This is a genomic window from Halomonas sp. KG2 (assembly GCA_030440445.1).
Taxonomy (GTDB): Bacteria; Pseudomonadota; Gammaproteobacteria; order Pseudomonadales; family Halomonadaceae; genus Vreelandella.
The window spans coordinates 352,343-367,335 of sequence record CP098528.1; the positions used below are offsets into that span (position 1 = coordinate 352,343).

Consider the following 14,993-nt stretch of genomic DNA (forward strand, 5'->3'; position numbering starts at 1 on the left):
CGTTACTTAACCGAGGTGGCCGTTAATGCCACCGCTGCATACTTTTCAGGAGCTAGGCATGGCAAAAGAACCGCAAACCCCATTAGAAGATGAGCTGGCCCGCCAAGAGCAAGAGGCGGAAGTCACCGAGCAAGCGGCTGAAGAGCGCCTGGTCGAGGGTGAGCTGGAAGGGTTAATCGAGGACGACGCTGCGTTAGAGGACGGCGTGGGAAACCCGGAAGCCGATATGCTAGCCGCTCAGGTGGAAGAGCTTGAGCAGAGCTTGGCGGAAGCTAAAGACCAAGCGCTACGTGCCGCTGCTGAAGCTCAAAATGTGCGTCGCCGAGCTGAGCAAGAGGCTGAAAAGGCACGCAAGTTTGCTTTAGAAAAATTTGTTAAGGAGCTGTTGCCCGTTGTTGATAGCCTGGAAAAAGCCTTAGAGAGCATGGAAGACGGAGCCTCTGACGTTCATCGTGAGGGTGTTTCCATGACCCTCAAAATGCAGTTGGGCGTATTGAATAAATTTGGCGTGGAAAGCGTTGAACCCCAGGGTGAACCCTTTGACCCCCAAGTTCACGAAGCGATGGCGATGGTGCCGAATCCCGAGCTTGAACCCAATACCGTCATGGACGTGATGCAGAAGGGTTATTTGCTTAACGGCCGCCTAGTTCGCCCCGCGATGGTGGTAGTTAGCCAAAAAGCCAATTAAGCATTGGCTGACGCAAAGCAAAAAAAGCCCCTTGAAATGCTGCAAGCGGCCCCCAAATAAAGGGCAACCCGCGGGAAAACCCGCAAACGCTTTAAATTTCAAAAAGCAGATTTTTTGACATCAGCTTTCAAACATCAGTTTTGTAACAACCGAATTCGAGGTTTTTGCTATGGGACGCATTATTGGTATCGATCTGGGCACCACCAACTCTTGTGTGGCAGTGCTCGATGGTGACAGCGCTAAAGTCATTGAAAATGCCGAAGGCGGCCGCACTACGCCTTCCATTATTGCTTACACCGACGATGGTGAGACGCTGGTAGGCCAGGCGGCAAAACGTCAGGCCGTCACCAACCCTGAGAACACCCTTTACGCGATCAAGCGCCTGATTGGCCGTCGCTTCAAAGATGATGTCGTACAAAAAGACATCAAAATGGTGCCTTACAAAATCGCCGAAGCCGACAACGGTGATGCCTGGGTTGAAGTAAAAGGCAAAAAAATGGCGCCGCCGCAGGTAAGTGCGGAAGTGCTGAAGAAAATGAAGAAAACCGCCGAAGACTACCTCGGTGAAGCGGTAACTGAAGCGGTCATCACCGTACCGGCGTACTTTAACGACAGCCAGCGCCAGGCCACGAAAGATGCGGGCCGTATCGCCGGTCTTGATGTTAAACGCATCATTAACGAGCCGACCGCTGCTGCATTGGCCTACGGTATGGACAAATCCCGTGGTGATAAAACCATCGCGGTATATGACCTGGGTGGCGGTACTTTCGATATCTCTATTATCGAAGTGGCTGACGTTGACGGCGAAACCCAGTTTGAAGTGTTGGCCACCAACGGTGACACTTTCCTGGGCGGCGAAGACTTCGACTTGGCGCTGATCAACTACTTAGTTGACCAGTTCAAAGCGGACAGCGGCATGGATCTGTCTGGCGACAACCTCGCTATGCAGCGCCTGAAAGAAGCGGCTGAGAAGGCCAAAATTGAGCTTTCAAGTGCCCAGCAGACAGACGTTAACCTGCCGTACATCACCGCTGACAACACTGGCCCGAAACACCTTAACGTGAAGGTGACGCGTGCCAAGCTGGAGTCGCTGGTTGAAGATCTGGTACAGCGCTCGCTCGATCCGTGCAAAATGGCGCTGAAAGATGCTGGTTTGTCTGCCTCTGAAATTGACGAAGTGATTTTGGTCGGTGGCCAGACGCGCATGCCGATGGTGCAGAAGAAAGCCGCTGATTTCTTCGGTAAAGAAGCGCGTAAAGACGTCAACCCAGATGAAGCGGTTGCTGTTGGTGCGGCGATTCAGGGCGGTGTTCTTGGCGGCGACGTAAAAGACGTACTGCTGCTCGACGTTACCCCGCTGACCCTGGGTATTGAAACCCTGGGTGGCGTGATGACGCCGCTGATCGACAAAAACACCACCATCCCCACGAAGAAGACGCAAACCTTCTCCACGGCGGATGACAACCAAACGGCTGTGACGATTCACGTCGTTCAGGGTGAGCGCAAGCAAGTCTCGCAGAATAAGTCGCTGGGTCGTTTTGATCTTGCCGACATTCCGCCAGCGCCGCGTGGTGTGCCGCAGATTGAAGTGGCTTTCGACCTGGATGCCAACGGCATTCTAAACGTGTCGGCCAAAGATAAGGCGACCAATAAAGAGCAGTCTATCGTCATTAAAGCGTCCAGCGGTCTCACGGATGAAGAGATCGAGCAAATGGTACGCGATGCGGAAGCTCACGCGGACGAAGACAAAAAGTTCGAAGCGCTAGTACAGCTGCGTAACCAAGCAGATGGCATGATTCACGCCACTCGCAAAACCGTCCAGGAAGCGGGCGATAAAGCGACCGATGACGAGAAACAAGCCATCGAGACCGCGATCAGCGAGCTGGAAGAAGCAGTGAAGACTGACGATCAGGACAACATCCAGCAGAAGCTGGACGCGCTGACCGAAGTGTCTGGCCAATTGGCGCAGAAAATGTACGCCGAGCAAGCGGAAGCTGCTCAGCAGGCGGACGGTGAAAGTGCTGAAAATGCCAGCACCAAGCCAGAGGATGACGTGGTTGACGCTGAGTACGAAGAAGTCAACGACGACAAAAAGAAACAGTAAATCACCTCTATCTGCTAAAGAGTGCGGTGGCGCGGGAGACAACTCCCGCGTTGCTGTTTCCGAAGCAGACGCCTAATTAAGTGCGTAGCTAACCAGGAGGCGTAGGACCCATGTCCAAACGCGATTATTACGAAGTCCTGGGTGTCGAAAAAGGGGCTGATCAGAAAGAGATCAAAAAGGCCTACCGCCGCTTGGCGCAAAAATTCCACCCTGATCGAAACCCGGACGATAACACTGCAGCGGAAAAATTCCGTGAGGTGTCAGAAGCGTACGAAGTCTTAAGCGATGGCGAAAAGCGCGCGGCGTATGACCAATTTGGTCACGCCGGTGTTGACGGCCAGGGCGGTGGCTTTGGCGGTGGTGGGTTCGGTGGTGGTGGCGCTGGCGACTTCAGCGACATCTTCGGCGATGTGTTTGGCGATATCTTTGGTGGCGGTGGTGGCCGTCGTCGTGGCCCTAACGCCCCCGCGCGTGGCAGTGATCTACGCTACAACTTAGAGCTGGATCTGGAAAACGCCGTTTCCGGCACAACCGTTGATATCCGCGTGCCACGCCATATCGAATGTGACCGCTGCGATGGTGAAGGTGCTGAGCCTGGTTCTAGCAAAGAAACTTGCCCCACGTGCCATGGCCACGGCCAAGTGCGTATGCAGCAAGGCTTCTTCGCGGTTCAGCAAACCTGCCCGACCTGTCACGGCAGTGGCCAGCACATCAAAGTGCCGTGTCACAAATGTAACGGTGAAGGCCGCGTGCGGGAAACGCGCACGCTGTCGGTGAAGATTCCGCCAGGTGTTGATACGGGTGATCGCATTCGCCTGAATGGCGAAGGTGAAAGTGGTATTAACGGTGGCCCGCCCGGTGACCTGTATGTTCAGGTGTCGATCAAGCCACACCACATCTTCCAGCGCGATGGCAAACACCTGCAGTGTGACGTACCGATCAACTTTGTTGACGCTGCATTAGGTGGGGAGCTAGAAGTACCCACGCTAGATGGCCGTGTGAAGTTGAAGATTCCACCGGAAACTCAAACCGGTAAACTCTTCAGGCTGCGCGGTAAAGGCGTGAAGCCGGTACGCGGCGGCGCCCCTGGCGACTTGCTTTGCAAAGTGGTACTGGAGACGCCGGTCAATCTCAATGACGAGCAGAAAGACCTGCTTCGTCAGTTGCAAGAGAGCTTTGATGGCAGCAATAGCCACAGCCACTCGCCGAAGAAAACTGGCTTCTTCGACAGTGTGAAGAAGTTCTTTGAAGAGATGAAGCCGTAACGGCGATTCACTTCACAGCACATCAGCGCCCCGGCACTTTCAAATGCCGGGGCGTTTTTGTTGATTGCTTATCGCTAACTCATTGTGTTGCATAGTGTAAAATGGCGGGTCTGATGGGCTTATCGATTAATCGCTAACCGATACCCTTTTAAAGCGTGGATTATTTGCACATAACTTATTAGCACATAAGGACGAGGGCAAATGCTAGCGGATGAAGAGTCTCGCCCTGGGTTGGGCATTGGGCTGCGGGTGCTTTCTGGCGTGCTGTTCACCGGTATGTTGGTGTGCATTAAAGCAGTGAGTGACGAGGTGCCGGTAGGGCAGTCGGTGTTTTTCCGCTCGTTATTTGCGCTGTTGCCGATTGTTGTGTTTTTGATGCTGCGTCGCGAATTTCCGCAGGGATTGGCAACGCGTCGCCCACTGGGTCATGCGTTGCGCTCGGGGCTTGGGGCGGCGGCAATGTTCGCGTCGTTCGCGGCGGTGGCCTTGTTGCCTGTCGCGGAAACTACGTTGTTAGCCCAGCTGACGCCCGTGTTTATGGCATTGGGTGGTGTCTTGCTGCTGGGGGAGCGCTTCTCGCTTTATCGTGCGGGCGCTATTGCGTTGGCGTTAGCTGGGGTGGCGGTGCTGGTGCTGCCAGGGCTTGAGGCCAGTCGCGAGCAAGGGCAGCTGGCTGGCTACGCACTAGGCGCGCTGAGCGCGCTGTTAACCGCCGGGGCGCTGCTAACCGTACGGCGCATTTCACGTACCGAAACAGCCGGTTCCATTGCCTTCTACTTTATTCTGGTCTCTGCGCTAGCGGGGTTGGCAACACTGCCCTTGGGCTGGGCACCGCTTAAGGGTGATGTGGTGTGGTTGTTAGTGCTGTCTGGCTTGTTTGGCGGCTCGGCCCATATTGCGATGACACTGGCGCTGCGTTACGCCGAAGCGTCACGCCTAGCGCCTTTTGAATACATTGCGTTGGTGTGGCCTGTGTTAGCAGATTGGCTGCTGTTTGGCCTGCCGGTTTCCAGCGGTTTTTTGCTGGCACTGCCGTTGCTACTTAGCGGGGTCGGGCTGGCCACACTGGAAGGCCGCCGGATTAAACGGCTTCTTCGACAATAAGCTGAGGGCGGCCCTTTGAGCATGGCTCAATACGCGCCGTCACTTTGTAAACTTGGCGCAGTAACTCAGGTGAGATTACTTCCTCGGTTGGGCCGCAGGCGATTAAGCGGCCGTTCTCTAACACCATGGCTGCATCAGTGAAGCGCAACGCATGCCCGAGGTCGTGAAGGGCAACCAGAATGAGCATGTTGCGCTCATCGGCAAGACGCCGCAGTACGCTTAGCAGATTGATTTGGCGGTTAAGGTCAAGCGCTGAGGTAGGCTCATCCAGCATTAAAATTTCAGGCTCTTGAACCAGCGCCTGGGCGGCACTCACCAATTGACGTTGCCCGCCACTCAGGTCACCAATATCGCGTTCGCCAAGTGCACTGATATTGAGTTCTTCAAGCGCTCGATCAACCTGGGTAAGGTCTTCAGGCTGCACTTTTAGGCTGCGCCCTTGCATACGTGCCAGCAGCACTGACTCGTACACCGTTAGCACCGCCTTTGCCCCCGTATCTTGAGGCATATACGCCACTGGGCGTTCAGCACTGGTGCCACTGACAATCACCTCACCGTCCCCTTTTAGCAGGCCTAAAATACGGCGAAACAGGGTTGATTTACCCGCTGCGTTAGGGCCAAGCAGGGCGACAACCTGGCCGCCCTGAAAGCGCGGCGTGGTTATGTTCTGAATAATCGGACGGCGCCCGTAGCGAGCAGAAACCTGGTTAAGTTGTAGGGTTACCATGATGCCTTCTTATGGTTGAGTACCAAAAATAGGAAGAAGGGAATGCCCACGAGGGATGTGATAATGCCAATGGGGATAATGGTGCCTGGGATAATGATTTTGGAAATCACTGAGCCAACCGAAAGAATAAGCGCGCCGCATAAAGCAGAGCCGGGCAGGAAGAAGCGCTGATCCTCACCCAGCAGAATGCGCGCAATGTGTGGCCCTACTAGACCGATAAAACCAATGGTGCCGACAAAAGCGACGGCAATCGCTGCCAGTAGCGACACCAGCACTAAAACTTCTAAGCGCAGTGCGCGCGGGTTGACCCCCATGCTTTCGGCCTTGGCATCCCCCAGTCGCATGGCGGTTAGCGCCCAGCCGTGGCGCGCCAGTAACGGCATGACGGCTGCCAGTACACCGAGTGCAATCCAAAATTTTGGCCAGGTTGCCTTGGTTAGACTGCCCATGGTCCAGAAGACAACGGCGGCGACAGCCTGTTGGCTGGCAAAAAACTGAATCAATGCCATTAATGAGTTAAAAATAAACACCATCGCAATGCCTAGCAGTACGATCGTTTCCACCGTAACGCCGCGCTTAAGGCTGAGTGCATGGATTAAAAAAGCGGTCACCATCGCCATCAGAAACGCATTGATGGGGACAACATACTCAATGGCCGCAGGAATGATCGCAACGCCAAAAGCCAAGCCCAGGGCGGCGCCAAAGCTAGCGCCAGCCGAAATGCCTAGCGTAAACGGGCTGGCCAGCGGATTGCTTAGGATCGTTTGCATCTGCGCCCCGGCCACCGAGAGGCTGGCACCCACCACTAACGCCATCAGCGCTACGGGCATGCGAATTTCCCACAAAATGACACGTGCCTGCTGGCTAACAGACTCCGGGGTAAACAAGGCCGCAACGACTTCGCCAAGACTGTAACGTGCAGGGCCAAGTGCAAGGTCAATACACAGGCTTAAGAACAGCGCTAGGACCAGCGCCGCCAAGATCATTTGGCGGCGAAATACCTGGGTGCGATAGAAGGCGCGCCCGTGGGAAACGCTATTCATTGCAGTGCTGTCAGTCGTCATTTAAAGATATCCAATAACCGGGTGCATAATCGATAGGCAAAAAGCGATCGTGCAGCTCGCGCATTGTCGCTTCAGGGTCGATATCGTCAAACAGTTCGGGGTGCAGCCATTTCGCCAATTGCTGAACAGCAACAAAATAGTAAGGACTGTTATAGAACTGATGCCAAATGGCGTGGAAGTTGCCAGTGTCGACCGCTTCAATACCGGTCATGGCGGTGCGCTCGGTGAGCGCTTCGAGTTTCTCGCGAGCGTGATCCATGTTTGCGCCTGGTCCTACGCCTACCCAGGCGCCACCGGGAACGTAAGCATCCCAATTGCCGCCGGTGACAACGACGTGCTCGGGGTTGGCAGCAATAATTTGTTCAGGATTCAAATTGCCGAAGCTGTTAGGAATAATGCCTTCGGCAATGTTGTTACCGCCAGCCAGGGTGACATACTCGCCAAAGTTACCAGGGCCAAAGCTCATGCAGCATTCATCTGAATACCCGCCTGCCCGGTCAATAAACACGCTCGGGCGCTCTGGGTTGGCGTCCTCAATAACATCAGTAACCCGCGCCATTTGCTCTTCAGCAAAGGCGATAAATTCCTCGGCAGCGGCTTCATCTCCCATCAGCTGGCCAATAATCCGCATCGAGGGAATGGTATGTGCGATGGGGTCTTCACGGAAATCCACATAGACAATAGGGATATCCAGCTCGGCTAACTTATCGTCATAGGCGGCGTCTTCAGTGGCTGCTTTCGCCTCAATATTCATCAGGATGACGTCAGGGTTAAGCGCCGCAGCCTGCTCAACATCAAAGGTGCCATCTTTGAAGCCACCAAAGGTGGGGATTGCTTCAATGTCGGGGAAGCGTTCCAGATAGCGGGCGTAATTGTCGGGATCCGCCTGAGAAAAGTCTTCCCGCCAGCCAACCACATGGGTAAAAGGCGTTTCTGGTTCTAGCAGGCCAAGCAGATAAATTTGCCTTCCTTCGCCCAAGATAACCCGCTCGGCAGGCGCATCTAAAGAGACTTGACGGCCTGCAACATCGGTGACGGTGATGCTATCTGCATTGGCAGCGGTGAACGTTAAGGCGGTTAGTGCGCTAAGTAGCGTCCTGGAAGCGTGGGAAGACATAACTATATTGATCACCAGTTGGTAAGTGAAACTAACCGAGGGTCGCCAGCGCGACGATTGAGAGGTAACGTCAAGAGGAAATTGATTATGCGTGTAATTCGTATTCACTGAGCTGGGCATTATTACGAAAACAGGCTTGTTTGTCGAGGTACGCTGCTAAGGAGGCGTCGTTGGAACGTGTTGTTGCAAGGCATTATTATTCGCCGCTTGGCGCTTTTCGCTGTGGGCATTACGCTAGTAGGAGTTCACTCGCTATCTTTGGAGAAAACACCATGCCTTTATCCCGTGCCGAAATCGTAACGCCTTCTGGTGAGCGCTTGATAAACCGCTTATGCAAGCACTGGGCACATAAGCTTGAGATTGAACAGAATGAGCAGGAAGCTAAAATCACATTTGCCAATGGCACCTGCCTGATGCATGTCGAGGAGGACCGCTTGATTGTGTCCCTCGAAACCTTGGAAGAGGAGCATCTGGATCAGTTGGAAGGGGTGGTGGAAAGTCATCTCATGCGCATGGCAAAAGACGAGCCGCTGGAAATTGTTTGGGAGAACTAACTCGTTCGAAGCAGCGTGCGCGCTGCCTTAAGCAAGCACCGCATCATTAACAGGGGTCTGTTATAATTTCGGCCACTTTTTTATCCTTGTTTTTCTTATACCAAGCTTGGTGCCGAACGGCGCATGCGCAGGAGTTCTCATGACCCGAATTGCCATTGTAGGCGTCGCTGGCCGTATGGGCCGCACGTTAGTAAATGCGGTAGAGCAGCAGGCAGATGCCTCACTTGCAGGCGGTATCGTTGAGCCAGGTAGTTCCTTGGCGGGTGCGGACATTGGTGAGCTGGCAGGTGTTGGCAAACGCGGTGTGGTGGCCGTCGATTCTCTCGATGCGATTGTGGACGACTTCGATGTTCTAATCGACTTCACCGCGCCGCAAGTCACCTTGGCAAATTTGGCATTCTGCGCCGAGCACGACAAACGCATTGTGATTGGCACCACCGGCATGAGCGATGACGAACTGGCCGAGCTGGATAGCTACCGCGATAAAGTGGCCATGGTGTTCGCGCCGAATATGAGTGTCGGCGTTAACCTGACCCTCAAGTTGCTTGAGACCGCTGCAAAAGCGCTCGGTGACGAAGGCTACGATATTGAAGTCATTGAAGCACACCATCGTCATAAAGTGGATGCGCCTTCTGGCACGGCGATTAAGATGGGAGAAGTGGTCGCGGAGAGCATCGGCCGCACGTTAAAAGAGCACGGTGTCTATGAGCGGGTAGGCCAGTGTGGTCCGCGCACCGACAAAGAGATCGGTTTTGCCACCGTGCGCGCTGGCGACATTGTTGGCGAGCACACAGTGATGTTTGCCACTGAAGGCGAGCGTATCGAAATTACCCATAAAGCCTCCAGCCGTATGACCTTTGCTAAAGGTGCAGTTCGCGCTGCTCGCTGGGTCGCTGATAAGGCGCATGGTCGTTACGATATGCAGGATGTATTAGGTTTAGAGTAATGTTTTAGTACAACAGGGCGCGTCTCGGTATGCACTTTGTTGGCTGCTGAACATAACTTTTTGAATGGCCTCCGAACCTGCTGGCAGGGTGAGGGGGCTTTGTTGCTTTTGGCCCCCTCCTGATCGATTCTCTGCTTAATTTTGACGTCGGTGCTGTAGGCGTCCTCCGGCCCAGGTTTCGAAGATAGCGCGGTCGTCGCCTAGCATCATTAGAGTGAATAACTCCTCTGCCAAACTTTCGCATCGTGCCATACGACGTGCCATCAACGGTGAGGCTGACAGGTCGATGACTACAAAATCGGCATCCATGCCGGGTGCGAAACGGCCGATACGGTCATCTAGCGATAGGGATACGGCATTGCCTCTGGTCAGGGCATGGAAGCCTGACCAGGCCGTCAGTGGCTGGCCGAGCAGTTGCCCTACCTGATAGCCCGCCTTGAGAGTCGCTAATCCGGACAGATCGGTGCCAGCACCAATATCGCTGGCCAGGGTGAGATTTAACCCGTTTTCATGGGCTGCGTGGCGGTCGAACAAGCCGCTACCAAGAAAGAGGTTAGAGCTGGGGCAGAAAGCGATATTGGCACTGCGTTCAGCCAGCCGCTTGCGCATACCATTGTCCAGATGAATGCCATGGGCAAAGGTGCTGCGTGGCCCAACTAGGCCGGACTGCTCGTAAACCTCAAGATAGTCACGGCTTTCTGGAAACAGCTCGGCTACCCAGTCCAGCTCGCCGAGGTTTTCCGATAAGTGAGTTTGTAGCCAGAGGCTTTCATCGTTGCGCAGCAGGCCGCCAGCGGCATCAAGCTGGGTGCGCGTGGAAGTGGGAGCAAAGCGCGGCGTAACACTATAGCCAAGGCGATCGGTGCCATGCCAGTCGCTGATTAAGCGCTCGGTATCACGAATGCCGCCGAGGGTCTTGTCGGTAAGTGCTTCAGGGGCGTGGCGATCCATTAGTACCTTGCCAGCGAGCATACATAGGCCGCGGCGTTGGGCAGCACTGAAGAAGGCATCTACCGAATTGGGATGGCTTGAGCAGAACACTTGGGCGGTGGTGGTCCCAACTCGCATCAACTCTTTGAGAAAAGCGTCGGCCATGTTGTCGGCATGTGCGCGCTGGGCGAAACGGCACTCTTCAGGAAAGGTGTAGTCATTCAACCAGTCCAGTAGTTGGCGGCCATAAGAGGCCATGATATCGAGCTGAACGTAGTGAACATGGCTGTCAATAAAGCCTGGCATGACCAGCTTGTCACGCTGGTCGATGACACTGATATCGGCGGGCAGCTGAGGGGCCAGGGTGCGATAGTCGCCGACGCCCTGAATGCGACCGTCGGCCCACCACAGAGCACCGTCTTGGTGGTAGACAACGCTACCCTCTCGGGGCATGTCACCATCGCCGGGGTCGGCATCGAAACTCAAGACCCGTGCACGTATTAACCAGGCTTGCCCCTGCTCTTGTTTCAGGCATTGTCCTTGCTCTTCATTCATAGTGTTGCTCCTGAAGATAGTTGGAGGGGGAAGGCTTAATGACCATTGCTGTGCCGTTTGTCAGCGTCAGGGTCAAGTTTGGCGCGTGCGGCTTCGGCTGCCGCCATGACTCGCTCCGGTGTGGCTGGCGTGTCCAGAGGTATCGCCTGGGTGTATCCGTTAAGGCTGGCCAAGCCGTCACGCAGGGCCGCCCATACCGACATACCAAGCATAAAAGGGGGTTCACCCACGGCCTTGGAACGATAGATGCTGGCCATGGAGTTGGGGTGGCCTTCCATTAAAGAGGTATTAAAAGTGGCGGGTAGATCGCCGTAAGTGGGAATCTTGTAGGTCGCGGGGCCATTCGAAATCAGTTGGCCTTTACCATTCCATTTCAGCTCTTCACTGGTTAACCAGCCCATCCCCTGAATAAAACCACCTTCGACTTGGCCGATATCGATAGCCGGATTCAGGGAGTCACCCACATCGTGGAGAATATCGACACGATCTACCAAGTATTCGCCGCTCAAGGTATCGATTGAAACTTCGGCCACCGCCGCACCAAAGGCATAGTAGTAGAAAGGGCGTCCATTGCCGGTGGCGCGGTCATAATGGATCAATGGGGTAGCGTAAAAGCCTTTTTCCGAGAGTGAGATGCGCGATAGATAGGCGGCTTGAACCAGCTCTCCCCAAGCGATGCGGCGTTCACTTTCGCCAAAGCCGGCTATTAAATAACCCTCTTTGATGTGGATGGTTTCTCGATCGAGATGGTAGTGCTCGGCGGCAAAGTCATAAAGCCGTGTTTTTAGTTTGAGCGCGGCATCGCGAGCTGCTTGGCCATTGAGGTCGGCGCCGCTGGAGGCGGCGGTGGGAGAGGTATTGGGCACCTTGTCGGTACGCGTGGCGGTGATGCGCACGCTATCAAGATCCAGGCCCAACTCACGTGCCACTACTTGGCAAATCTTGGTGTGCAGCCCCTGGCCCATCTCGGTGCCGCCGTGGTTGATCATTACGCTGCCGTCGGTATAGACGTGAAGGAGCGCGCCCGCTTGGTTGAGGTGCTGAGCGGTGAAGGAAATGCCGAATTTTACTGGGGTCAACGCTAAGCCTTTGCGAATGACGGGGCTCTTGGCGTTGAACTCTCGGATTGCCCGGCGCCGCTGCCAGTAGTCGCTAGAGGTTTCGAGTTGCTCAACCAGCTCATGCAGTAGAACGGTCTGATCCACCGTCTGGCCGTAATGCGTCGTGTTGCGGCCGTCGCGGTAAAAGTTGCGCTTGCGTATCGTCAGCGGATCTTCGCCCAGACGGCGAGCGATATCCTCCATTGCCGCTTCGATAACCATCATACCTTGGGGGCCGCCGAAGCCGCGGAAGGCGGTGTTAGAGGCCGTATGGGTGCGCGCTCGATATCCTGTAACGCGGACGTCACCCAGCGAATAGGCGTTATCCGAGTGAAACATGGCGCGATCAACAATGGCGTCGGAAAGGTCGGGTGAATAGCCACAGTCGCCGATTACATTGATATCGCCACCCAGAATCACGCCCTGAGCATCGACGCCAAGGCGGTAGTCGTTATGAAAAGGGTGGCGCTTTCCGGTTGCGCGCATGTCATCGACTCGCGGTAAGCGGAAGCGGCAGCTGCGCCCGGTTCGCCGGGCGATTAAGGCGGCCAGGCAAGCCCAAGGAGAAGCCTGTGTCTCCTTGCCACCGAATCCGCCCCCCATGCGGCGAGTCTCGACGGTAACGGCATGGAAGGGAATACCGAGTACCTCGGCAACCAGTTTCTGCGTCTCGCTGGGATGCTGGTTGGAGGTGTGAATCATGACGCCTTCGTCTTCGCTGGGATGGGCGACGCAGGCCTGCCCTTCCAAGTAGAAGTGTTCCTGGCCACCGACAAACTGTTTGCCGGCAACGACAATGGCGGCGTCGGCAAAGGCTTTTTCCCAGTCTCCACTGATCTGTTGATGAGTAGGGCGAACCAGGTCACCCGCGTTGGCGGCGGTAACAGGGTCGAGGCTCGCAGGGCGCTCTTCGATCTCGATAATTGCCTTTTCGACTGCTTGACGAGCCGCACGGTGGCTGTCGGCCGCCACGGCGAATAGCACCTGGCCCGCGTAGAGCACTTCGCCGTCGGCCATGATGGGATCCCCTGGGAAAACGGGGCCAATATCGGTATGGCCTGGCACGTCTGCCACGCTAATAACATCGACCACGCCTGGAGCAGACCTGACTGCTTCCAGGTCCATGCGGGTAATGCGGCCGTGGGCGACAGATGACAGGCCTGCGGCTAGGTGGAGGGCATTGGCCGGAAGGGCTAGGTCATCAATATAAGCCGCACGCCCAGTGACATGCTTGATAGCACTCTCGTGATTAGCTGAGGCGCCAGAAAAAAAACGGCCGGTATGTTGTGCGGGCTGAAATGCTTTCTGCTCAGGCTGTGGTGCTGGCAGATCAGTGAGCGTACGCATGGAGCATCACCTCCTGAGTGTGTGGTTGGGCGTGGGTAGACGATTCTATGACCAAGCGCAGGCGTTCAAGTAGCGCGCTCGCTGAGCGCGTGCGGTAGTCGGCACTGCCACGAACATCGCTCATCGGTGAAAAGTCATTCGCGAGCGCTTGGCGTGCAGCCTCGAAGACGCTTGGTGAGGGGGGATTTCCTTCGAGAGCTGCTTCGGCCCTGCGGGCTCGGGCAGGTATGCCGGCCATACCACCGAAGGCTAGGCGTACATCGCGTAGACACCCATCCTCCAGATGCCAGGCAAAAGCACTCAGCACGGCAGAAATATCATCTTCGCGCCGCTTCGAGAGTTTCCATACTTTCAACTGGCGGCCTGCTTGCGGGGCCGGGATGAAAACCGCGCTTAACACTTCATTGTCAGCCAGGTCGGTCTTTTTGTAGTCGATGAAGAAGTTGTTGGCGGCAATCTCGCGGGAGCCGTTAGGGCCTGCAAGGCGAAGCTGTGCATCAAGAGCCAGCAGCACCGGCGGGGTGTCGCCAATGGGGGATGCATTAGCGACGTTGCCACCCAAGGTGCCGCGGTTGCGTACCTGAGCCGAGCCTAAGCGGTGTAAGAGATGGGCAAAGGTTGGATATTCACTCTCGAGCAGGGGCTCCAAACGTGCATAGGTGACGGCTGCTCCGATCCACCAACCGGGGCGCCCGCTCGCATCCTGACCTTGTTCAATTTGCTGAAGCTCACTTACGCGCGTGGTATCGATAAGCCGTGGTAAGTCCTTCAGTTGTTGGGTGACTTCAAGCCAAAGGTCAGTGGCACCCGCAACCAAGCGTGCTTCTGGATGGGCTGCGCGTAGGCGTACTAGGTCATTCAACTGACGAGGTTGATGGAAACGGCTGTTGGTTTCGTCCGGGTTGGCCTCGTGCTGATTATCTTGCGCATCATTCAGTGTGGCATCTAACCAGATAGGGCGATGACCATCGATACTGTTCATTGCTAACGCCGCATCACGAATGGGGCGATAGCCAGTGCAGCGACACAGGTTGCCGCCAAGTGCGGCTTCAAGGCGCTCAGGGCTAAAGGGCGTGGCGAGCGGGTTAGTGTGCTGTTCTTCGTGCAGTGTGAACAGTGACATCACAATGCCCGGCGTGCAGAAGCCGCATTGGCTACCATGGCATTCGACCATGGCGGCCTGGGCGGGATGCAGGTACTGCTGGTCGTCAGCGAGACCTTCGACGGTGACTAAATGGCGGCCTTGGAGCTGATGAGCGGGCATGATGCAGGCGTTGGCGCTGTGGTAGCGTAGCTCGCCATTGGCATCGGGTGCCCCGATGGCTACCGTGCAAGCGCCGCAATCACCCGACGCGCAACCTTCCTTGGTGCCGGTCAGGTGTAGTTGTTCTCTTAGCAGTTCCAGAACACTAAGGTGAACATCCGCTGTAACACGATGCGGTTGCCCATTGAGGTGAAATGTAATCATAGTCCTACCCGTTATGTTGTTATT

The 14,993-nt window shown here is 55.5% G+C and carries 12 protein-coding genes; 6 read left to right on the forward strand and 6 right to left on the reverse strand.

Annotated features, from left to right (window positions below; all coding sequences use genetic code 11):
- Positions 1-58 precede the first annotated feature (58 nt).
- The 4 genes from grpE (at position 59) to NDQ72_01825 (ending at position 5,161) form a co-directional block, all read left to right on the forward strand.
- Entirely contained in the window at positions 59-688 is a 630-nt protein-coding gene (grpE, locus tag NDQ72_01810; protein WKD28708.1) for a nucleotide exchange factor GrpE, read from the forward strand.
- A 169-nt stretch (positions 689-857) separates the two neighbouring features.
- Positions 858-2,792, forward strand: a complete 1,935-nt coding sequence (gene dnaK / locus NDQ72_01815; GenBank protein ID WKD28709.1) for a molecular chaperone DnaK — start codon at positions 858-860, stop codon at positions 2,790-2,792.
- Between the two features lie 110 nt (positions 2,793-2,902).
- On the forward strand, positions 2,903-4,057 hold the full coding sequence (gene dnaJ, locus NDQ72_01820; GenBank protein WKD28710.1) for a molecular chaperone DnaJ: 1,155 nt from the start codon (positions 2,903-2,905) through the stop codon (positions 4,055-4,057).
- 201 nt (positions 4,058-4,258) lie between these two features.
- A complete protein-coding gene (locus NDQ72_01825) occupies positions 4,259-5,161 on the forward strand; it encodes a DMT family transporter (protein WKD28711.1) in 903 nt (300 codons plus the stop codon).
- On the opposite strand, the gene NDQ72_01830 is transcribed toward NDQ72_01825, so the two are convergent.
- The 3 genes from NDQ72_01830 to NDQ72_01840 are packed head-to-tail and all read right to left on the reverse strand — an operon-like array spanning position 5,139 to position 8,069.
- Complete coding sequence (locus NDQ72_01830; GenBank protein WKD28712.1) at positions 5,139-5,888, reverse strand: ABC transporter ATP-binding protein; 750 nt, start codon at positions 5,886-5,888, stop codon at positions 5,139-5,141. The genes NDQ72_01825 and NDQ72_01830 overlap by 23 nt on opposite strands.
- The gene (locus NDQ72_01835) at positions 5,882-6,952 is read right to left on the reverse strand and encodes an iron ABC transporter permease (protein ID WKD28713.1); all 1,071 of its coding nucleotides are present in this window, start codon (positions 6,950-6,952) and stop codon (positions 5,882-5,884) included. Before NDQ72_01835 ends, NDQ72_01830 begins: the two co-directional genes overlap by 7 nt.
- Positions 6,942-8,069 (reverse strand): ABC transporter substrate-binding protein, encoded by a 1,128-nt coding sequence (locus NDQ72_01840; GenBank protein WKD28714.1) that lies wholly within the window; start codon positions 8,067-8,069, stop codon positions 6,942-6,944. The genes NDQ72_01835 and NDQ72_01840 overlap by 11 nt, the downstream gene beginning before the upstream one ends.
- Positions 8,070-8,341: 272 nt before the next feature.
- On the opposite strand from NDQ72_01840, the gene NDQ72_01845 reads away from it, so the two are divergent.
- The gene (locus tag NDQ72_01845; protein ID WKD28715.1) at positions 8,342-8,623 is read left to right on the forward strand and encodes a DUF2218 domain-containing protein; all 282 of its coding nucleotides are present in this window, start codon (positions 8,342-8,344) and stop codon (positions 8,621-8,623) included.
- 139 nt (positions 8,624-8,762) lie between these two features.
- The gene (gene dapB / locus NDQ72_01850; GenBank protein WKD28716.1) at positions 8,763-9,569 is read left to right on the forward strand and encodes a 4-hydroxy-tetrahydrodipicolinate reductase; all 807 of its coding nucleotides are present in this window, start codon (positions 8,763-8,765) and stop codon (positions 9,567-9,569) included.
- Positions 9,570-9,704: 135 nt separating this feature from the next.
- Here the strand turns inward: dapB and guaD are convergent, their stop codons facing one another.
- The 3 genes from guaD to xdhA are packed head-to-tail and all read right to left on the reverse strand — an operon-like array spanning position 9,705 to position 14,969.
- Positions 9,705-11,054 (reverse strand): guanine deaminase, encoded by a 1,350-nt coding sequence (gene guaD, locus NDQ72_01855; GenBank protein ID WKD28717.1) that lies wholly within the window; start codon positions 11,052-11,054, stop codon positions 9,705-9,707.
- A 35-nt stretch (positions 11,055-11,089) separates the two neighbouring features.
- Positions 11,090-13,501: a xanthine dehydrogenase molybdopterin binding subunit gene (gene xdhB / locus NDQ72_01860; protein WKD28718.1), complete on the reverse strand. Its 2,412-nt coding sequence runs from the start codon at positions 13,499-13,501 to the stop codon at positions 11,090-11,092.
- Positions 13,485-14,969, reverse strand: coding sequence for a xanthine dehydrogenase small subunit (gene xdhA, locus NDQ72_01865; GenBank protein ID WKD28719.1), 1,485 nt, complete (start codon positions 14,967-14,969; stop codon positions 13,485-13,487). Before xdhA ends, xdhB begins: the two co-directional genes overlap by 17 nt.
- Positions 14,970-14,993 lie beyond the last annotated feature (24 nt).